This is a genomic window from Microcystis sp. 49638_E5, from assembly GCF_021300285.1.
Lineage (GTDB): Bacteria > Cyanobacteriota > Cyanobacteriia > Cyanobacteriales > Microcystaceae > Microcystis > Microcystis aeruginosa_C.
Genome location: NZ_JAJTDH010000058.1, coordinates 1 through 19,010, shown reverse-complemented (window position 1 = coordinate 19,010; position 19,010 = coordinate 1). Strand labels below are relative to the sequence as shown.

The 19,010-nt window shown below is 43.9% G+C and carries 17 protein-coding genes, 1 tRNA gene and 2 pseudogenes; 8 read left to right on the top strand and 12 right to left on the bottom strand.

The genetic code is table 11. The features are described 5' to 3' along the window. A pseudogene (locus LW728_RS15775) lies at positions 1-106 on the top strand (IS30 family transposase); the annotation flags it as partial. A 319-nt stretch (positions 107-425) separates the two neighbouring features. Here the strand turns inward: LW728_RS15775 and LW728_RS15770 are convergent. The 9 genes from LW728_RS15770 to LW728_RS15730 all read right to left on the bottom strand — a co-directional run bounded on the left by LW728_RS15770 (position 426) and on the right by LW728_RS15730 (position 6,895). Beyond that, entirely contained in the window at positions 426-1,487 is a 1,062-nt protein-coding gene (locus tag LW728_RS15770) for an anthranilate phosphoribosyltransferase family protein (protein ID WP_002803458.1), read from the bottom strand. Positions 1,488-1,749: 262 nt separating this feature from the next. Beyond that, on the bottom strand, positions 1,750-2,721 hold the full coding sequence (locus tag LW728_RS15765; protein WP_002803459.1) for a LysR family transcriptional regulator: 972 nt from the start codon (positions 2,719-2,721) through the stop codon (positions 1,750-1,752). 169 nt (positions 2,722-2,890) lie between these two features. Then, positions 2,891-4,138 (bottom strand): glutamate-5-semialdehyde dehydrogenase, encoded by a 1,248-nt coding sequence (locus tag LW728_RS15760; RefSeq protein WP_287660462.1) that lies wholly within the window; start codon positions 4,136-4,138, stop codon positions 2,891-2,893. A 10-nt stretch (positions 4,139-4,148) separates the two neighbouring features. Beyond that, positions 4,149-4,556: a hypothetical protein gene (locus LW728_RS15755; protein WP_002803461.1), complete on the bottom strand. Its 408-nt coding sequence runs from the start codon at positions 4,554-4,556 to the stop codon at positions 4,149-4,151. 171 nt (positions 4,557-4,727) lie between these two features. Continuing rightward, positions 4,728-4,799, bottom strand: a tRNA-Gly gene (locus LW728_RS15750). A 72-nt stretch (positions 4,800-4,871) separates the two neighbouring features. Next, positions 4,872-5,171, bottom strand: coding sequence for a hypothetical protein (locus tag LW728_RS15745; protein ID WP_002803462.1), 300 nt, complete (start codon positions 5,169-5,171; stop codon positions 4,872-4,874). Positions 5,172-5,226: 55 nt separating this feature from the next. Next, the gene (ribH, locus tag LW728_RS15740) at positions 5,227-5,772 is read right to left on the bottom strand and encodes a 6,7-dimethyl-8-ribityllumazine synthase (RefSeq protein ID WP_287666683.1); all 546 of its coding nucleotides are present in this window, start codon (positions 5,770-5,772) and stop codon (positions 5,227-5,229) included. Between the two features lie 115 nt (positions 5,773-5,887). Continuing rightward, positions 5,888-6,076: a photosystem II reaction center protein PsbZ gene (gene psbZ, locus LW728_RS15735; protein WP_002732865.1), complete on the bottom strand. Its 189-nt coding sequence runs from the start codon at positions 6,074-6,076 to the stop codon at positions 5,888-5,890. A gap of 369 nt (positions 6,077-6,445) precedes the next feature. Further along, entirely contained in the window at positions 6,446-6,895 is a 450-nt protein-coding gene (locus LW728_RS15730; protein WP_287767235.1) for a CopD family protein, read from the bottom strand. Positions 6,896-7,008: 113 nt separating this feature from the next. Here LW728_RS15730 and LW728_RS15725 point away from each other — a divergent pair, with 113 nt between their 5' ends. Then, a complete protein-coding gene (locus tag LW728_RS15725) occupies positions 7,009-9,705 on the top strand; it encodes a CBS domain-containing protein (RefSeq protein ID WP_287767233.1) in 2,697 nt (898 codons plus the stop codon). 218 nt (positions 9,706-9,923) lie between these two features. Here LW728_RS15725 and LW728_RS15720 read toward each other — a convergent pair whose 3' ends face one another. Next, the gene (locus tag LW728_RS15720) at positions 9,924-10,088 is read right to left on the bottom strand and encodes an Asl3888 family RNA-binding protein (RefSeq protein WP_002733784.1); all 165 of its coding nucleotides are present in this window, start codon (positions 10,086-10,088) and stop codon (positions 9,924-9,926) included. Between the two features lie 435 nt (positions 10,089-10,523). Next, positions 10,524-10,820, bottom strand: coding sequence for an RNA-binding regulator (gene rbp, locus LW728_RS15715; RefSeq protein WP_287767231.1), 297 nt, complete (start codon positions 10,818-10,820; stop codon positions 10,524-10,526). Positions 10,821-11,278: 458 nt separating this feature from the next. On the opposite strand from rbp, the gene LW728_RS15710 reads away from it, so the two are divergent. The 5 genes from LW728_RS15710 to cdd all read left to right on the top strand — a co-directional run bounded on the left by LW728_RS15710 (position 11,279) and on the right by cdd (position 17,826). Then, a complete protein-coding gene (locus tag LW728_RS15710; protein ID WP_002803466.1) occupies positions 11,279-13,618 on the top strand; it encodes a DNA methyltransferase in 2,340 nt (779 codons plus the stop codon). A gap of 224 nt (positions 13,619-13,842) precedes the next feature. Next, positions 13,843-14,847: a phenylalanine--tRNA ligase subunit alpha gene (gene pheS / locus LW728_RS15705; RefSeq protein WP_287666672.1), complete on the top strand. Its 1,005-nt coding sequence runs from the start codon at positions 13,843-13,845 to the stop codon at positions 14,845-14,847. A gap of 13 nt (positions 14,848-14,860) precedes the next feature. Next, complete coding sequence (locus LW728_RS15700) at positions 14,861-15,205, top strand: DUF4870 domain-containing protein (RefSeq protein ID WP_002803472.1); 345 nt, start codon at positions 14,861-14,863, stop codon at positions 15,203-15,205. A 511-nt stretch (positions 15,206-15,716) separates the two neighbouring features. After that, the gene (locus LW728_RS15695) at positions 15,717-16,844 is read left to right on the top strand and encodes an NAD(P)/FAD-dependent oxidoreductase (protein WP_287767229.1); all 1,128 of its coding nucleotides are present in this window, start codon (positions 15,717-15,719) and stop codon (positions 16,842-16,844) included. Positions 16,845-17,424: 580 nt separating this feature from the next. Then, entirely contained in the window at positions 17,425-17,826 is a 402-nt protein-coding gene (gene cdd / locus LW728_RS15690; protein ID WP_002803476.1) for a cytidine deaminase, read from the top strand. Here the strand turns inward: cdd and LW728_RS15685 are convergent. Then, positions 17,823-18,128 (bottom strand): DUF433 domain-containing protein, encoded by a 306-nt coding sequence (locus LW728_RS15685; RefSeq protein WP_287666667.1) that lies wholly within the window; start codon positions 18,126-18,128, stop codon positions 17,823-17,825. The two genes, cdd and LW728_RS15685, sit on opposite strands and share 4 nt — an antisense overlap. 175 nt (positions 18,129-18,303) lie before the next feature. Here LW728_RS15685 and LW728_RS15680 point away from each other — a divergent pair. Continuing rightward, positions 18,304-19,010, top strand: a pseudogene (locus LW728_RS15680) (ISNCY family transposase); the annotation flags it as partial.

Below are 19,010 nucleotides of genomic sequence, written 5' to 3'. Positions count from 1 at the left end.
AGCCGTAAACTTGATTAACAATCGTCCTCGAAAATGTCTTGACTATCGTACCCCGAATGAGGTATTCTATAAAGATAGATCAGACAGTGATGCAATTCAGACTTGAATTGGCCTATTGAGGAAATGACCAACAGGCTCAAAGAAGGGTTAAAATCTCCCGATAATTTCACTTCTGCTCAATTTGCAGCCACCATGATTGAGGGATCGCCCAAAGTTAGATTTGTCGCACGGGGTTAGATTTGTTGGGTAATGTCTTTGGGCTTTTTGAAAATCAAAAAGTACCAGATATAGGAGTGATCGGGGGGGGATAATTCAGCTACTTTTTCCCTGAAAATTAGGTAATTGACCCCCTCAAAATCGGTAAAACCCTACACCCCACACCCCACACCCTACCCCCAGGAAAAACTTTTTGCCGCAGACCCTATCTATGGCTGATTTTCCAGATAATTACAGATTTGTTCTAATTTAGCCAGAGCTTTTCCTGACTGTAAAGATTGTTGTGCTTGCTGGAAACCGGTGGGGATATCTGGGGCAATTCCACAGCGCCAAAGATAAAAACCACCGTTAAAAATTGCCGCATCGGTTAATTCATTATTTTCTCCAGCTAATAAACCCTTTAATTTAGCGGTGAGCATCTCTAAAGATTCGAGGGGATAATCCGAAGGACAGAAGCCATAATCGCGAGGATTTAGGAAAAATCGCTGAAAGGAAGGGGGATCGGTGGGATTTCCCAGACCAATAATCGCCGTCCGATTACAGGCTAAATCACAACTCCCCTCTAATCCTTTCACGGTGGTGAAGTGAGAGATATTTCTCAGGGCAAAAGTTTCGCGAAAACGATCTTCGGTGGGGGGATGAACAAAACCCGATATTTGATGAATATTACCGACCAAAGGCGACCACATTAACTCTACCGTGGCCATGGGCGGACGTTTACCGATTTGCTCCCGATAAGTAACAAAATTCTCTACTAGGGGAAAATGGCGCGGAATATAGAAAAAAGTCAATCCCGTGGTGATTAAACAGTCTTTCACTGCTGCTAAGGATAATTGACTAAAATCTGCTCCTAATTGCTGCCAGATTTCCCTGAGAGAAATACCGTATTTAGTCGGCATTCGATCGCCCCCGTGCAGGACTACAGGAACCCCCGCCAACCCTAAGATTAAAGTAGTGATCGGAGTAACCGGGGCAGTGCGAGAGCGTCCATCGTAGGGATTGCCAAAAATAGTGATCGGATGCTGAAAAGAGGCTGATTCTAGGGTTATTTGCGGGCCAAGCTCGGCGTAGGCATCAAGCATTCCCGCTAACTCATCGCTGGTGGGGCGTTTAATGCGATGGGCAATCATGAAAGCACCGATTTGGGCCGGGGTTGCCTCTTGGGTTAACATCATCTTGGTGGCCATTGCCGCTTCGGGACGGGTTAAATTTCTGCCCGTATGGGTGCCACTACCGATCGCTTTTAATAATTCTCGAAAAGTATCACTCATCTCAAGGAAGAAAATAAAGAGTAAATAGGGTTTGCTGAATAAATCTAAAAACCTTGTTGGATAAGACTTTTAGACTTGTTTTCCCTCAAAAAGTGCCGACCTTTGGAGTGATTGGGGGGAAAATCCCTGGACTTTTTCCCTGAAAATTAGGTAATTGACCACCTGAAAATGGATAAAACCCCACACCCCACACCCCACACCCCACACCCTGCCCCCACGAAAAACTTTTTCAGCAAACCCTAAATAGGATTGATTGGGATTGCTAAGGCTGGACGTGGTGGTTTTCTAGGCTTTTAACCACACTTTGATTCATTTGCCGCACTAATTGACAGAAATGAGCGATCGGTGGTATCTGTAGGCGATCGCTGGTGGTGACAAGGACTACCTGACGGGTGAGACGATGACTAAATTTACCATTATTAAGATAGGGATTTTCGCCACTAGGGGAAGCAAGAGGACGAATGGCGAGGGTAGCATCGCTACGCGCTTCCATCAGGGCAGATTGGGGCAGAAGAGCGATAATATTACCCTGACGCACCACACCGCGAAAAGCATCGAGGGTGTTTAATTCCATGACAGTTTTCAGGTGGGCATCCTGACGGGAAAACCATTCTTGTACTAATCTTTGCATTCCGTAGCCATCTTTGAAAACCACTTGCGGATAGGGGATTAATTCTGACCATGGCACTTCTTTGTATTGGGCGAGAGGATGATTAGCGGCCATGAGAATTTCGATCGCTTCTTGGTATAATACCTCGACCACCATCTCCGGGCTAGAGGTGAGAAAACGATTATTCATTACCAACGCCACATCTACTAAACCATCCCGCAGCACTTTTAAGGCGCGATCGCTGCCTAGTGCGGTAACTCTTAACTGAACTTCTGGGTATTCAGCGCAAAATTTCGGCAAAATCGGCGGTAAATAGTGGGCGCACACGGAATGAATCGCCGCCACGCACAATTCTGGCTGTTTTCCTGCCTGTAGGTCAGTGATTTCCTCGTGAACATTCGCCCACTCTTGACAAATCCGTTTCGCCCGGGGCAGTAATTTCTCCCCAGCAATGGTTAACTTCGCTTGGGCGGTACGATGGAAAAGAGGTAAGCCCAAATCGGTTTCTAGGGATTGAATCTGCCGGCTGATAGTCGATTGGGTGACTCCACACTGGCGGGCGGCTTGACCGAAATTGCCCGTATCGGCTACGGCTAAAAAGGCTTGCAATTGCTCGATCCGCATTCTTTCTCGTTTTAATTACATTCCTTCATGACTTTATGACAATAACGAATTTTATTCTGACTTTTGGTAGAAATTGCTACCGTTTTCTCAGTTATCAGTTACCAGTTATCAGATGTGAGTTTTCAGTTCACTGATTACTGTTGACTGTGGACTGATTACTGAAAAAAAACTACCCCTGCACCACCTGTTTAAGGGTGGTAAAGGTTTCTAGGTTGATTAACCCCCGGCGCTGGCCTTTTTGGTTGGAAATGCCCAAAAATACCGATTCTCCCTGTTTGGGATTGCGATCGAATCGGGGGGAAGAATTGATATAAACTAAAGCACTATCGGACTCCATGGCAAATTGACGACTTTCTCGATAGGATTCGGTGACAATACAATCCGCATGACCGCTACTATACTTATTAATCCAAGCGATCGCATCAGTGAGGGTATCCACTAACCTAAAGGCCACCGTTTTTTCTAAATAGGGTCTTTGCCAATCATTATCGGTGGCAATGGTTAAATGTTCGGGAAAATCCGCCGCTAATCGGGTATCTCCCCGCAATTTAAAGCCTTTTTCCTGCAAACTTTTAAACAAACGACTTAAAGTCGAAGAATTTTGATGGGGACTAATTAAAACTTTTTCGATCGCATTGACCGGATCGGGTATACTGCCATGACTATCGATAATTACCTGACGGGCTAACTCCAAATCGCCACTAGGAGACCAATACAAATAACAGTTTCCCATCGCTGCGCGCAAAACGGGAACCGTGGCCAATTGACTCACCCGACCAATTAAACTAGGGCGACCGTAAGGAATAATTAAATTAACATAATTTTCCTGGGTCAGCAACTCCTCTAGGGAGGGACTAGAATCACAGGGCAAACCACTGACACAATCCACGGGTAAACCCACATCTTCCAATGCTTCTTGGATAATTTCCGTAATCACCCCATCGGAATGACTAGAGGCATTGGAACCCCGAATAATCAAACTATTGCCACTTTTTAGGGAAAATCCCGCCGCTACCATCGCTAATTCCGGAAAACCTTCATAGACGAAGGCAATCACTCCTAAAGGCATCCTTTGGCAATAGGTTTGGGAAGGATTCAGTTGATAGGCCGCGTTAATTACCTGTTGCAGCGGATCCGATGCTTCCGCTAGTTGTTGCAATACCTCCACCGTCGTCTCTAAACGTTCGGGAGTTAACCGTAACCAGCGAATCATTTGTTCCGAGACGGCCATCTCTCGACTGACTTCTAAATCGAGGGTATTGGCTTCTAAAATGCGATCAAAGCCAGTTTTAATGCCCTTAGCGATCGCGATTACCCCGCGATTTCTTTCATTGCCATTAAATTGACCTAGAGCCAGAAAAGCATTATATGCTTGCTTAAAGATCGTCAGGGGGGGGGTGGAGGAACTTTCGATCATAGATTCTTGTCTAGCGTCGATAGGCTAACCAAAAGATGAATGCGGGCAAAATAACTAATAGCATAACTAGAATTGCCCCAAAAATCACGCTTACCCCAGGTGGTGATTTTAAAATTAAGGGTAGCCAAACGATCGATAATAACAGAGTTATCCCCATTATCAGGGGTAATACCTCTTGCCCAAGGCGCTGATTCGTACTCACCCAACGAAATCCCGTCCAGCGCCAAGTGCGTTTATAGGGATAGTGGGGGGCTAATTGTTCGATAATTTGACCGTTTTCCTGTAGCACAAATATCTGTTGACAGCGATCGCAGCCAAAGGCATCGGTCAATAAAATCGGACATAATGTCCCTTTCCGACGACAGGGACAAGGATAGTCTTGGTGTTGGTCGATTTTGGTATATTTACGCGGTCGCACAAGCTAAATTTTTGTTTATAAACGGTTGTTTTTAGTCGCTCGTGGTCAATAGCTAAGGGATTCAACGGTTGCCCAAAATCCTCAACCCTGTTGCTCACGGGTAATTCCCATCTTAAGGGATATCCCTAAATTATTCATCCTGACCTTAAGGTATATTTCAAGATTTTTTCAAGCGGGCAACGCGATTCGAACGCGCGACATTCACCTTGGCAAGGTGACGCTCTACCACTGAGCTATGCCCGCAAGCCGTTTTTTTCACACTTACCTGAGTATCCCAAATCTCAGAGCATTTGTCAAGTGGTTTGGAGCATTTTTTTACAATAATTCATCTTCTGGCAAATCCCCCAAACCGGTAATAGCTTCGAGAACCACTTCTATCTTAGCCTGTAGTCGGTTGAACTGATGTTCCAAGCGATCAAAACGCTTGTCAATGGCGGCGAATTTTTCATCCACTGCGGCGAATTTTTCATCTATATGCCGTTCCATAGCGTCAAAAGCTTCCGTAATCCGCCCCTCTGGTTCTAAATCTAATTCCAGAGTCTTGATTCTCTCGACAGCGTTGACTAATTGCCGTCTGAGTTGGTTAATATATTTGTTCTGTTCAGCTTCGCTCATCAGTGGAACTCCAGGAGTGGGGACAACTAAAATCCTAAATTCTGGGGGAATTTTCTTAGCCTTCCATCAGTGCCTGTTGGGGATTATTTTCCAATAATTCTAGGGGTTTATCTTCATTCCGGGGGCGCAATTGACGCATGAGACTAGCCATTTCTAGGGCAGATAGGCCATAATTCCAGCCCAAATTACTCTTAATACCGGCCCGTTCGAGGGCCTGTTGTAGAGTATCAGTGGTGAGAATACCGAAGACAACGGGAACACCCGTCTGAAAAGCGGCCGCAGCGATACCTTTAGCGGCCTCGGCGGCAACGTAGTCAAAATGGGGCGTTTGGCCGCGAATAATTGCCCCTAGACAAATAACGGCATCGTAACGGTGGGAAAGGGCGACTTGACGGGCTACCATTGGCACTTCAAAGCTACCCGGTACCCAGATATAATCCACTTGAGTGCCATCGGGATTAACATCAACCCCGTGACGCTTGAGACAATCTTGACAGCCTGATAACAGTTTATCAGTGACGAGATCGTTAAAACGACCAATCACGATCGCAAACCGCCAAGAGGATATATCCTCGGTAAAATTTCCCTCAAAAACAGTCATAAGGTGTGGGGTGTGGGGTGTGGGGTGTGGGGAGGTGGGGAGATGGGGTAGTGGGGAGGTGGGGAAACTGTCTCATCACCCTATCACCCTATCTCCTCCTGACTCCTGATCAAGGCTAAATCACTAAAAAGTTTAAAATAGCGACGGCAACGACTAAAATCGCCCAAATTGCCGAACCCACATAGAGAAGGGGTTTCGATTGATCCCAGTTTTGGGGGGAAGCATAGGCAACGGGGACACCAATCACCATCAGCAAGGAAAATAAAACTAAGGCAATGAGAAAAAATTGAAAAACAATAGACATGATTGGGTTCTCCTAAAGCAGTTGATGTTTATTTAGATAATTCTCCCAGATTTGATACTTGTATGGAAGAGCCTCACTTCCAATCAACTTAACCGGACGACCCTTCCTCTAACTCCCCCCTGAATCAGGGGTTAAAGGAGATATCCCCGTCAGACCGAATCCACGAGCATTTTAATTCTACTGCCACTGACTACCCAGCCGCAGCGGGTCTTAAAATTTTTTTCCAGTGTCTATCCTTGCCAAAAGCAGCAGGGCAAGGGGTTAGGTGGGGTAATTGACTCCCTGTGATTCCTTGCCCAGATTACCGTGTTTTTGCGTTTTCGCCAAACCTAGCCTAGAAAGATATCCAGACTGCTGAACTGCTAAAAGCTAATGGTCAAGCCCGCCCAAACGGATGCCGGCGCCAAAAATGACGAATAATACTGCTAGAGTGGTGACGGCGACTATGTGCAGGGCGAGGAAATTTAAGTTTTCCTCGCTCAGTTGAGGAAGGAGAAAAAAGCGGGAATGAAGGGCCAAGATGAGAGTTAATAGCAGTAAAGCTAACTTAATTCCTATATAAACCGACAAAAAACTATCAAATGACCAAAAATTACGAAAACCGGGCAAATAAATCCAAGTCAGTCCTAGGCCCGTTATTACCTGCAACAATAGCGCAGACAACCCAAAACCCTCAAAATATTGCTCAAATTGACGAATTCGGTCTGGTTCTCGGTTTTTGAGGGCCTGGGGTAGAACGGTGACTGCCAACAATAAATGACCACCGGCCCAGACGGTCGCCCCTAGGGTGTGGAGAATTACTAAAATTTTGAACAACATGGGTTTCTCTTGGTCAAGATTTGCTAACTTATAGTACTTGACCCGGTTATTGCCGAGCATTTAGTAACAATAGATACAGAAAAAATCCTGATAACTTCTCCTTACTAAAAAATATGGATTTAATTTTATGTCATCAAACGGCGGATTTTGACGCTTTGGGGGCAGCGGTGGGTTTATCGTTGCTGAAAGCGGGTAGTCGCATTGTTTTAACGGGGGGAGCGCACCCAACAGTAAGGGAATTTTTAGCCCTGCATCGGGATGAATTTGCTTTAATTGAAATGCGTAGTGTCAATCCGGACCGTATTCGCTCTTTAATTATCGTTGATAATCAGTGGCGGGAGCGTCTGGGAAAAGCCTCCCAGTGGCTCGATTTAGGGCATTTACAGGCGATCGAATTGTATGATCATCATTTAGATAGTGAAAGCGATATTCATGCCTCTAGCGTCCATTTAGAAGGGGTGGGAGCTACCACGACTTTAATTGTCGAAGCTTTACAAAAAGCCCAGATTAAACCAAACTCGATGGCAGCGACGGTAATGGCACTCGGTATTCACGTTGACACGGGTTCCCTGACTTTTGCCGGTAGTACCCCCAGGGATGCCTATGCTTTGGCTTGGTTAATGACCTGTGCTGCTAACATTAAAACGATCGCCCAATACTGTCAACCGAGTTTTTCCCCGCGCTTACAGGAGTTATTTAGCCTTGCTTGGGAAAATCTAGAGATTAAAACGATCCATGACCGTAAAATCGCCCACGTTCTCCTCCATACTGCCGATTTTATCCCCGGTTTGTCTAGTCTGGCCGAGCGCCTACTGGAATTATCCGATAGTGATGCACTACTTTTCGGCCATAGTTATAGTAAAGACGAGGAAGATAAGTCCCGACAGCGTTTAACTGTGATTGGTCGCTCTAGAATCGATGGAGTGAATCTATATCAGCTTTTTTCCCCCTATAACGGCGGTGGTCATGCTCAGGCCGCTTCGGTGAGTTTTCGCGATGTTCAGCCAGTTCAACAGTTAAACCAACTACTGGGGGACTTAATTGCTCAAATTCCTCCTTCTCCCACTGCTAGGGATTTAATGTCTTCTCCGGTGCGGACAATTCGTCCCGATACTTCCATATCTCAAGCCGAGCGCATCCTTTTCCGTTACGGCCATTCGGGTTTATCGGTGGTAGATGAGCAGGATCGCTTAGTTGGGGTGATTTCTCGTCGTGACCTCGATTTAGCTCTCCATCACGGCTTTTCTCGCTCTCCCGTGAAGGGATACATGACTTGTAATCCGAAAACTATTACCCCCGATACTTCCCTTCAGGAAATCGAGTCACTGATGGTAACGTATGATTTAGGGCGTTTACCTGTACTAGAAAATGGGCAGTTAGTCGGTATCGTCACTCGTACAGATGTATTAAGACAGATTCATCAAAATGAGCGGGTGCGTTTTGAAGGGGTTGCTTTGGTTTCCTGTCTTTTACCGACGATTAAAGAGCGTTTAGAGCCGGTTTTATGGTCATTCCTGCAAGCTGCCGCCACTGCCGCTCAAAAACGCGGTTGGCATCTCTATCTGGTTGGGGGTGCAGTGCGCGATTTATTGTTAGCCACAGAAAGGGATACTTTATTGTTACAGGATATCGATTTAGTGGTGGATGGCTGCCATCGTGCCGCCGGTGTGGGTGCGGGGGTAGAATTGGCTAATTGTTTACGCGAAATTTATCCGGGGGCCCGGTTATCGATTCACGGGGAATTTCAGACGGCGGCTTTGTTATGGCACAAAGATGAGCGTTTTGGCTCGTTATGGGTGGATATCGCCACGGCACGCACGGAATTCTATCCCTATCCCGCCAGTAATCCCCAAGTGGAGGCTAGTTCGATTCGACAGGATTTGTATAGAAGGGATTTTACAATTAATGCTCTGGCAATTCGCCTAACTTCGCCGAAAGAGGGGGAATTACTCGACTTTTTTGGCGGTATGTTGGATTTACGCGCTCAAGAAATTCGGGTTCTCCACGCTAATAGTTTTATTGAGGATCCGACGCGCATCTATCGAGCGGTGCGTTTTGCCACTCGGTTAGGATTTGTTATTGAACCCTTGACAGAAAACTATATTAGGTATGCGATCGAAAGTGGAGTTTATGATCGCTCACGGCAACAAAATCAGAATGCACCCGCTTTACAGTCCCGTTTAAAAGCGGAGTTGAATTATATTTTAGAGGCGGATTACTGGGAAAGTGCCTTAGAAAAGTTGGCCGATTTGGGGGCTTTGCACTGTTTACACGGGGATTTAAGTTTAAATCGGGCTTTATGGCGACAATTGCGCTGTCTCAGTCGTTGGTTAGATTGTTTAAGTCTGGAATTGCCGGTGAATGCTTGGTTAATGCGGTTGGAATTATTAATCGCTTCTCTGGCTGTGGGGGAAAGAATAGCGATCGCTAATAATTTACAATTGCCCAAAGATACTGTGGAGCGTTTACAAAAACTAGAAGTTATGGAAAAGGAGATTAGCAATAATTTTGCTTATGATCGACCCGTTAGTCAAATTGTCAGCTTTTTCAATGGTTATCAGGTTCCTAGTTTGTTATTGGTGGCGGTGAGGAGTGAGACTAGGATTCGGGGTTTAATCTGGCAATATTTAACTAAATGGTCGCAGATTGAGGCTCCTATCGACGGCAATGACCTAAAAGCTTTGGGTTATCAACCGGGTCCCCAGTTTAAATCGTTACTTGCGGCGGTGTTGGGGGCAACTTTAGATGGAATAGTCAGCAATAAAAGCGAAGCTATGGCTTTTATTGCTAGATTAACTCGGGCTTGCTGAATAAATCTAAAAACCTTATTGGGTAAGACTTTTAGACTTTTTGTCAATCAAAAAGTACCAGTTGTGGGAGAGATAGGGGGAAAATTCTGGGACTTTTTCTCTGAAAATTAGGTAATTGACCAGATGAGAATCGGTAAAACCCTACACCCCACACCCCACACCCTACACCCTGTCCCCACGAAAAACTTTTTGCCGCAGACCCTAACTAAGTCAGCAGATTAGGTATCGGCTGCCCCTTCATTTTCCGAAGATTGTCTTTGATCGCTGGAATAACCGCCTCTACCTCCTCTGGTGGTGGTACGATTAGAAGCAGCCCGGAATTGACGAGCGTAGGCGCGGTTGCGTTCAGCTTTTTCTTTTTTCAAATTACGACGTTTAGCCACAAGAATCTCCTTGGGATAATAGATAGACAAGCAGGGAAACGAGCGATCGCTTCCCCCATTGACATTGACACTCTCCGCCCTAAAAGTGCGGAGATTCTTGGGCTGAATCCTGCCTCCACTAGCAACGCTAATTTTGGTCTTACGGTTTCATGTCTAGTCCGACTACACCGATAAGGCAAGCACTCTTATGGACTACTCCCCAAGCGTAAATTTCTGTGTGTCCCACAGTATTTAATTGTTTTGCGTTCTTACAGTTTGGACTTAATTGAACACCATTGACTGTTAGAAATTTTGAGATGACGGAGTAGGAAGTTTAACCTGCTTCCTCACGTTCTCACGGTTGGCAACCTGGAGCTATTCTCGCACAAAGCCGTCCTAAAAGGACGGGGTTTTCAACCCAAATTTCCGATAACCTAGAATGGTTACGGTCGGGGATTAGTAGCGACGCTCCCGATTGCGATCGCCGCCAGCACCGAAGGAAGATCTGGGTTCTTTTTCACGAGCTTGATTGACTTTTAATTCTCGTCCCATCCATTGAGCGCCGTCAAGAGCGGCAATAGCCTTCGCTTCTTGCTCTGGGGTTTCCATTTCCACGAAAGCGAACCCGCGTTTTCTTTTCGTTTCCCGATCCATGGGAAAGTGAACGCGCTTGATCTCACCATATTCCTTAAAAACCTCAACCACGTCTTCTTGGTCAACCTCGAAGGGGAGATTACCAACATAAATTGACATAAAACCTATCCTTGCACAGATAAAAACAACAGATTTGTAGAGAACCAAGATTTCGGGAACTAGCTGAACCAATACTAAACAGAAACGCTTTGACCATTAATACTGACAACGAGCCGCAGTGCCGACTTTTATTCTCAACTTCCATCCTAGCACATAGCTATTAGCTTTGATCGATTCTGCCTGTCTCGCCACGGGAGCAGATAAACTAGACTAGAATGCTGCCCTATAAAATGCCCTAATTATGAGTTTATCCCCCCATCCGATCGAAACTGCCCTAAAAACCCTGGAAACTAAGGCCGAGGATTCGATTTCTGGGGTGCTTTCCCCACCTGTTGCCGAGAAACGGCAACAAGAGCCGGACTTCCTCCGGCAGTGCGTAGGATGCTCCCAAGAGGGTATCCTCGCCATACCCTCACATCTGGGTACAGTAATATATAGAACTCTATTCTTAAGGCCAGATGAGTGCTTCCTCCTTCGACTATAGAATGATCGATCCCATTTCTGGGCCGATCGATCCCAAAAAACAAGGGACGTTACGCCATTGGGGAAGTCATCCCTATTTTACCCGGCGCGCTTGGAATGTGGTACAGGAATATATTAAGCGTTTTAGTCAGGTGGGAGATGTGGTTTTAGATCCCTTTGGGGGATCGGGAGTGACTGCGGTAGAGGCTCTAGTTTTAAAGCGAAAGGCGATTTACTCGGATATTAACCCGATGGCTGGTTTTATCTGCCGCAATATCGCTGTTAGTCCCGTTAACATCGATGATTTTCGGTCTGCTTTCGATGACATCGCCAGAAATTGTCAGGAAAAGATTGAGGAAGTTTATCGAATGTCTCCAGAAGAAGCGGCGGATTTAGAGATTCCCTATTGGTATCCGCAAGGGGTTCGTTTACCGAAAAATGCGGACGCAGAATCTGTAGAAAATTTGTTTACCAAACGTCAATTATTTTCCCTTTCTCTAATTCTCAACCAGATTGAATTAATCACCGATCCGATCATTAAAGATTTAATGAGGTTTACTTTCTCGGCAACTCTCAATAAAACCAATTTAACCTTTAATTCGACGACTGGGCGAAAAGCCAGTCGAGGTGATAGCGGAATTATGCGCTTATATCGCTATTGGATTCCTCCTCAAACTATCGATCTTAATGTCTGGGAACAATTCGAGCAGAAATTTAAGGGGACGGCAAAATTCAAGATCGAAACTAATACAGTAATCGGTGATTTTTATCAAGAAAATTTTTCAATTTTTGATTTCTCAGCGACGGACTTAACTGGCATATCGTCCGAATCCGTGGATTATATCTATACCGATCCTCCCTACGGACAACATATTGCCTATTTAGATCTCTCGACTATGTGGAATGCTTGGCTAGGATTTGAAGTGAGCGATAACGCAAGAGAATTGGAAGCGATCGAAGGAGGAGATTTAAAGAAATCGAAAGAAACTTACATCAATTTGTTATCGAATTCCATTCGAGAAATGTTTCGAGTTTTGAAATTTGATCGCTGGATGAGTATTGTTTTTGCTCACAAAGATCCCGCCTATTGGGATGCGATCGTTAAATCTGCTCAAGAAGCTGGTTTTGAGTATGTAAATTCCTCTGTACAACATTCTACTACGCCCTCATTACACAAAAAGAAAAATCCTCTGACTGTCCTATCGGGAGAGTTAGTTTTAAACTTTAGAAAAGTGAATAATCCCAAAACAATCGCCATCAGTAAAGTCGGGATCGATATCCTGCAAATTATTAAAGAAGTGGCCGAGATGACAATCGTTAAAAGTTCGGGTGCTTCCACAGAAGATATTTATAATGCGCTCATTCCTAAATTATTGGAAAATGGCTTACTAACCCAAGTCAAGAAACAAATAGATGATATTACTCCTTTGTTAAAAGAGGAATTCAACTTTTCGGAATTAGATCATCTCTGGAGAATTCGTACAAATACGAAAATCGGTTGCTTTATTCCGCTAGAAGATCGAATAAGATTTTATCTCTTGGATTTTCTAACTGCCAAAAAACGACAGGGAAAAGTAGCAACTTTTGATGAAATTATTTTTGCGGTCATGCCTAACCTGATCAACGGGACAACACCAAGCGATCAATCGATTTTAAAGGTTTTAGAAAAGTTAGCTTATTCTCCCGATGGTCGGCACTGGCAACTAGGGCAAGAAGAAGGTCTTCAGCTAACTCTCGATTTAAATATAGAGCCAATTTCTTCCGTTTTAACTGGTTTAGATTTTCCCAAACAAGCAGATAAAATTCCTCACGATCAAATTATCTACGCTCTGGCAAAAATTGCTATTGCTGTCGGATTAAAGCCTTATATTGGCAAAAAAGAACAATCTACAGGTTATTGGAATGGAGAAGCTTTTAAAGATATTTCTCTAGAAAAATTACCGATCGATAAATTAGGAAAGTGGGACAGAGATAAAATACAACAGATCGATCTCATCTGGTTTAATAACTTAGGCGATGCAGTGTTCGCTTTTGAAGTAGAAACCAGTACACCGATCACCACAGGAATCGATCGCTTTATGGAATTACTAAAAATTTATCCAGAACTGGCAGGAAAACTTGTGTTAATTGTTCCACCGAAGCGAGTCAACAAACTGAAAAAAATTCTTAAAGATTCCCACTATATTGGACATCCTCTCTATATGGAGAATAAATTAGTCTATAGTTTTTCTAATCAAATTGCCGAAGTTTACCAGAAACTCTCCTCGTCAACTAAACTAGAATTATCTGCGGTTTTTGCCTCGATCGAGTTCATTTTAAAAAAACCAGAAATCTGATGCAATCAAGAGAAGCTGGTTCCCATTGAAAGTTCTAGGTTCGACGAGGTACTCATGCAATAAGCTCTCATTTGATCAGAGGGGACAGGGAGCGATGAACATGATACAGCAAACCATCTCAGGGAATCGTCACCCCGGAAAGCAAATCGCCCCTGCAACTGTCTCCCCAAATTCCCTCTCTTGATAAACTAGACTAGAATGCTGCCCTATAAAATGCCCTAATTATGAGTTTATCCCCCCATCCGATCGAAACTGCCCTAAAAACCCTGGCAGCGAAAGCGGAAAATTCCATCGAACAAACAACAACCCTAGAAGACTTAGAACAGCTAAGAGTGAATTATCTCGGTAAGAAAGGAGAATTATCGCAGATTTTACGCGAAATGGGCAAATTAACCCCCGAAGAGAGACCGCGCCTCGGTGCGATCGCTAATGAGGTCAAAGAATCAGTACAATCGCTGCTGGAATCCCAGCGAGAAAGTCTCCAGAATGCCCAAATTAAGGCGAAATTAGCGGCGGAAACCCTCGATGTCACCCTGCCTGCTCTTAGCCGTCCTTTAGGGCGAATTCACCCCTTAAATAGCACAGTTGATCGCATGATCGATATTTTCGTCGGTCTGGGTTACAGCATCGCCACTGGGCCGCAGGTAGAAACCGATTATTATAATTTTGAGGCTTTAAATATCCCTGCTGACCATCCGGCCCGGGATATGCAGGATACTTTTTTCTTGAGGGATGGTCGTTTATTGCGGACCCATACCTCCCCAGTGCAGATTCGCTACATGGAAAGTCACGAACCCCCAATTCGGATTGTGGCCCCGGGCCGTGTTTATCGTCGCGATACCGTGGATGCAACCCATTCTGCGGTTTTCCATCAAGTGGAATTATTAGCGGTAGACCGGGGATTAACCTTTACGGATTTGAAAGGAACAATTAAAGAATTTCTTAAGCAAATGTTCGGGGCCGATTTACCGGTTAAATTCCGCGCTTCCTACTTCCCTTTTACTGAACCCTCGGCCGAGGTAGATGTGCAGTGGAAAGGCAAATGGTTGGAGGTGATGGGCTGTGGTATGGTGGATCCCAATGTCTTAAAAGCAGTCGGTTATGACCCCCAAATCTATACGGGTTTTGCTGCTGGTTTTGGCGTGGAAAGATTTGCTATGGTATTACATGAGATAGACGATATTCGCCGTTGTTATAATAGCGATATCCGCTTTCTCCGCCAATTTTAGGGGGATAAACCCGATGGTCAAGAGTGAAGATTTAACCAAAAAAAGACTCCTATCCGTGGCTTGTCATGCTTCGATCTTTTTGAGTGCTACGCTGGTATCGGTGGGGATTCCCTTAGCTATTTATTTCATTTCTGATGATGGAACGGTGAAGGAAAACGCCAAAGAAGCTTTAAACTTTCACCTGAATATGTGGTTATACTACCTAATTGCCGGGATTCTAATTTGGGTTTTAATCGGTTATTTGCTCCTAGGGATTCTTGCTGTGGTGAACATTGTTCTCCCCATTCTTGCTATCCTGCAAGTCTGGAAAGATCCCTATAAGGTTTTCCGTTATCCTTTCATTTTCCGGGTTCTGTAATTAATTATCGGGGTTGAAACCTGTTCAACCCTGGGTGCATCTCATTTTTGTCAATCTGTTGAGTTGGGATTTTTAAATGCAAACTGTCTTCTAAAATTGGTAATTACTTCCGATTTTATCACTCAATCCAAGTCTTTGGGGGGTTCTACCCTCCAAACCCCGGAGCGCATTAGTTTTTCGGTGGGATGCTTACACGCAGCTGCTGATATATTTGCAATAATTTAAAAGTCACTGATAATTGCTGATTGTCCGTATTTCTGCAAATGTGAGATGCAGCCTCAACCCCTTTTTAGTCCTATTCCCACTAGAAAAATAGCCTCTGGAGTTTATAGAGTTCTTGCATAATTAATTTTTGAGAGTGCAAAACTGAGAAAAATAGACATAAAATTGCGTAAAATCCCTAAATAGAGCATTTAATTGATTAATGCTCATTCTTAATTCTCCTGACGACCGGCTACTGGCTCCTGACTCCTCACCTAAAGGAAGATTTTTGATTTTTGCAAGAGGTCTTATGACTAAAATTGTCATCATTGGTGCGGGGATAGTGGGGGCCACCATTGCCTACGAATTAAGCGCCATCGCAGGATTAGAAATTACCCTCATTGATGAAAAAAAACCAGGACAAGGAGCAACCGGGGCAGCCCTAGGGATTTTAATGGGCATTATCAGCCATAAAACTAAAGGTAGAGCCTGGAAACTGCGGCAAGAAAGTTTAAAACGCTACGAAACCCTCCTTCCTGAGCTAGAATCCCTCACCGGACTGACTATTCCCTGTAACCGTGATGGTATTGTCCTACTGAGATCGAGTGCCGAAGACGAAGAAAATTGGCGCAAGTTAGCCCAAATCCGCCAAGAACAGGGATATTGTCTAGAAATCTGGGATAAAGAGACTTTAAACCAAAAATGTCCCCAGGTGGCTGGGGAGCATCTCCAGGGTGCTATCTATTCTCCCAGTGATCATCAAATTAATCCGGCCCTGCTCACGGAGTCTCTCGTCGATGCTGCGGCAAGAAGGGGGGTAAAATGTCAATTTGGGGTAAAAGTTGAAAATTTCGGGAAGACAGAGCTTCAAGGCTCTAATTTGAGGCAATGCACCCAGGTTTATAGTTCCAATGGTATAGAGGAAACTGACTTTTTGATTCTTTGTGCGGGAATTGGTGCCACTGCTTTAACCGAAACTCTTACCCATCCAGTGGAGATCCGACCGGTTTTAGGGCAAGCTTTACAGATAAAATTGACGCAACCCCTAGAAAGTTCCGATTTTAAGCCGATTTTAACGGGAAATGACCTGCATATTCTGCCTTTGGCCGGAGCAGAATACTGGATTGGAGCAACGGTGGAATTTATGGACGAAAAGGGCGAAATTATCGCCGATACTGCCCTATTAGAACAAGTGTATCAAAAGGCGATCGCTTTTTGTCCCTCTTTGGCTGCGGGTGCGATCGTGCGTACTTGGTCCGGTAAGCGACCCCGACCGGAGAAAAAATCCGCTCCCATCATCGAATATTTGCCCAGATACGATAACGTTATTCTGGCCACGGGACACTACCGCAACGGGGTTTTATTGGCCCCTGCTACCGCTAAAATCGTCAGGGAAATGTTAAGTGATAAGTTAGGGTTTGCTGAAAAAGTTTGTTGATGGGGTTAGGAGTCAGGATTCGGCTTTTTTCTCCCCTCTCCCCTCTCTACAATAATTACTCGCAGCCAGAAATACGTTGGCATATATCATACTTTGTGCTTTTTGTCAAAAAAACTTTTTTTTTGCAATAAAACTACATAAAAAAAAGATCATCATTGCTGGTGAAATTGACTGATTTACCCGTCTTAATTAGGATCACCTTCTAGGTGTGGCAAGGGTTTCAACCATTGCTGCCCAAAAAAGCACAAAATAACCCATTATGAAATTCAGTAAAATCGCTGTAACCATCATAACATCGTTGTTAAATAAAAATCTTTCTCAATTAATTCTTAAGAATTTATAAATATTGCGGAATGTTAATTTAAATATTCTCAAGTTTTTGCAGTCAATAAATAATTTTTGCTTATATTTGTCGGAAAATAGAACTCCCGCAAAAATCCAACATCTACCATTGGGTTAGGAGTCAGTTATCAGTTATCAGTTATCAGTTCACTGAGAAAACTCCCCACACCCTACACCCCACACCCCACACCCCACTTACCCAATTCCCCAATTCCCCACACCCTGCTATCGGCAGCCGATGACCCTATCTGACCAAGAAAGACAACAACTCTGTGACACTGCTCGGGAAGTGGCGAAACTTTCCTATTCTCCCTATTCCCGTTTTCGGGTGGGGGCGGCGGTCTTGACAGATAAAAAGATTTATGCTGGTACTAATGTGGAGAACGCTAGTTATGGCTTGAGTTTGTGTGCGGAAAGGGCAACTTTAGCGCAAATAATCGCAGCGGGCGATCGAGAAGTACGGGCGATCGCTATAGCCTGTATCGATGGGAAGGATGATATTAGTCAGTTAACTCCCTGCGGAGCCTGTCGTCAATGGATAGCCGAATTAGCGCCGCAAGCGGAGATTATTATCTGTGGAACTCAGCAAAATTATCGTTTTAATCTCTCGGATTTACTGCCTTTTTCCTTTCGTTTTTAACTGTGGGTATAAAAAGGCGACTTGGCAGCTTGATTAGTCATATTTTCTTGTACTTGTTGCCATTCCATTGTGATTTCTTGGTCAATTTCTTCTTGATGGTCAAAATAGTAACCCATGGCTGCAGGAGCTTCGGCTAGGGTTAAATAAAGGTGTTGACGACAGATTTCTTCTACCGACCAACCATAGGCGATGTAGTCCATGACAATTTGAGCAACGCGGATACGCGGTAATCTTTGTAAATGTGCGGGTTGGTCGTCACTTTTTTCTATGTGTGGATAGGATAGAGCTAAGTAGTCGTGCAAAATTAATTTCCTAGTAAAGATAGGCAAGAGGCAAGAGGCAAGAGGTGGTTAGATATGTGTAATTAATTTTGCTTAGGTACTTAACATAGGGCTTCTAGTTAATTGATTTGACCTATTCTAACAGTTTTAGGCGTTGCTGAATCAAGATATGAATGCTAATTGTGCATCGTATCCACAACCAACGAATTTAGAACCAGAATTTATTAAAAAACAAGATGGGCAGCAAAAACAAGATTGTGAAAATGCGGCTGTTAAAAGATGGTTAGATAAGAATCATCAAAAGAAGTATGGTTATCCTGTAACCCTGTTAGGAGATGACTTATACTCTCGCCAACCTATCTGTGAGTTAGCTCTAAAACAAGGTTATAATTTTATTTTTGTTTGTCTTGAAACTTCTCATAAAACCTTATATGAATGGCTAGAATTTTTAGAAAAAAGTGGAGAAGTTAAAGCCGTAGAAAAGAAACAATGGGATGGACGAAAGAATCTCATTTATCGTTATCGTTATGTTTCTAGAGTTCCTCTGAGAGAGGTCGAGTCAAGTCTCGAAGTTAATTGGTGTGAAGTCACGGTCATTAATGAAAAAACACAGAAAATTATCTATCAAAATAATTGGATTACCAATCATCGAATTACTGAAAATAATGTTGAAAAAATTGTCAAAGCTGGACGCAGCAGATGGAAAGTTGAGAATGAAGGAAATAACGTTCTTAAAAATCACGGTTATAATTTAGAACATAATTTTGGTCATGGTCAAAGTCATTTATGCGAGTTCTTGTTGTCTTTAAATTTACTAGCTTTTTTATTTCATACCGTTTTAGATTTAGTTAATCATACTTATCAAAAGATTCGTGAGTTATTAGTTACTCGCACCAGTTTTTT

Bases quoted from the DNA above. Each gene is read 5' to 3' on its own strand.
- pheS (WP_287666672.1), top strand. From the start codon at position 13,843: ATGAGTTTATCCCCCCATCCGATCGAAACTGCCCTAAAAACCCTGGCA.
- LW728_RS15730 (WP_287767235.1), bottom strand. From the start codon at position 6,895: ATGTTGTTCAAAATTTTAGTAATTCTCCACACCCTAGGGGCGACCGTC.
- LW728_RS15700 (WP_002803472.1), top strand. From the start codon at position 14,861: ATGGTCAAGAGTGAAGATTTAACCAAAAAAAGACTCCTATCCGTGGCT.
- LW728_RS15760 (WP_287660462.1), bottom strand. From the start codon at position 4,138: ATGATCGAAAGTTCCTCCACCCCCCCCCTGACGATCTTTAAGCAAGCA.
- ribH (WP_287666683.1), bottom strand. From the start codon at position 5,772: ATGACTGTTTTTGAGGGAAATTTTACCGAGGATATATCCTCTTGGCGG.
- LW728_RS15770 (WP_002803458.1), bottom strand. From the start codon at position 1,487: ATGAGTGATACTTTTCGAGAATTATTAAAAGCGATCGGTAGTGGCACC.
- rbp (WP_287767231.1), bottom strand. From the start codon at position 10,820: ATGTCAATTTATGTTGGTAATCTCCCCTTCGAGGTTGACCAAGAAGAC.
- cdd (WP_002803476.1), top strand. From the start codon at position 17,425: ATGACCCTATCTGACCAAGAAAGACAACAACTCTGTGACACTGCTCGG.
- LW728_RS15710 (WP_002803466.1), top strand. From the start codon at position 11,279: ATGAGTGCTTCCTCCTTCGACTATAGAATGATCGATCCCATTTCTGGG.
- psbZ (WP_002732865.1), bottom strand. From the start codon at position 6,076: ATGTCTATTGTTTTTCAATTTTTTCTCATTGCCTTAGTTTTATTTTCC.
- LW728_RS15695 (WP_287767229.1), top strand. From the start codon at position 15,717: ATGACTAAAATTGTCATCATTGGTGCGGGGATAGTGGGGGCCACCATT.
- LW728_RS15745 (WP_002803462.1), bottom strand. From the start codon at position 5,171: ATGAGCGAAGCTGAACAGAACAAATATATTAACCAACTCAGACGGCAA.
- LW728_RS15765 (WP_002803459.1), bottom strand. From the start codon at position 2,721: ATGCGGATCGAGCAATTGCAAGCCTTTTTAGCCGTAGCCGATACGGGC.
- LW728_RS15725 (WP_287767233.1), top strand. From the start codon at position 7,009: ATGGATTTAATTTTATGTCATCAAACGGCGGATTTTGACGCTTTGGGG.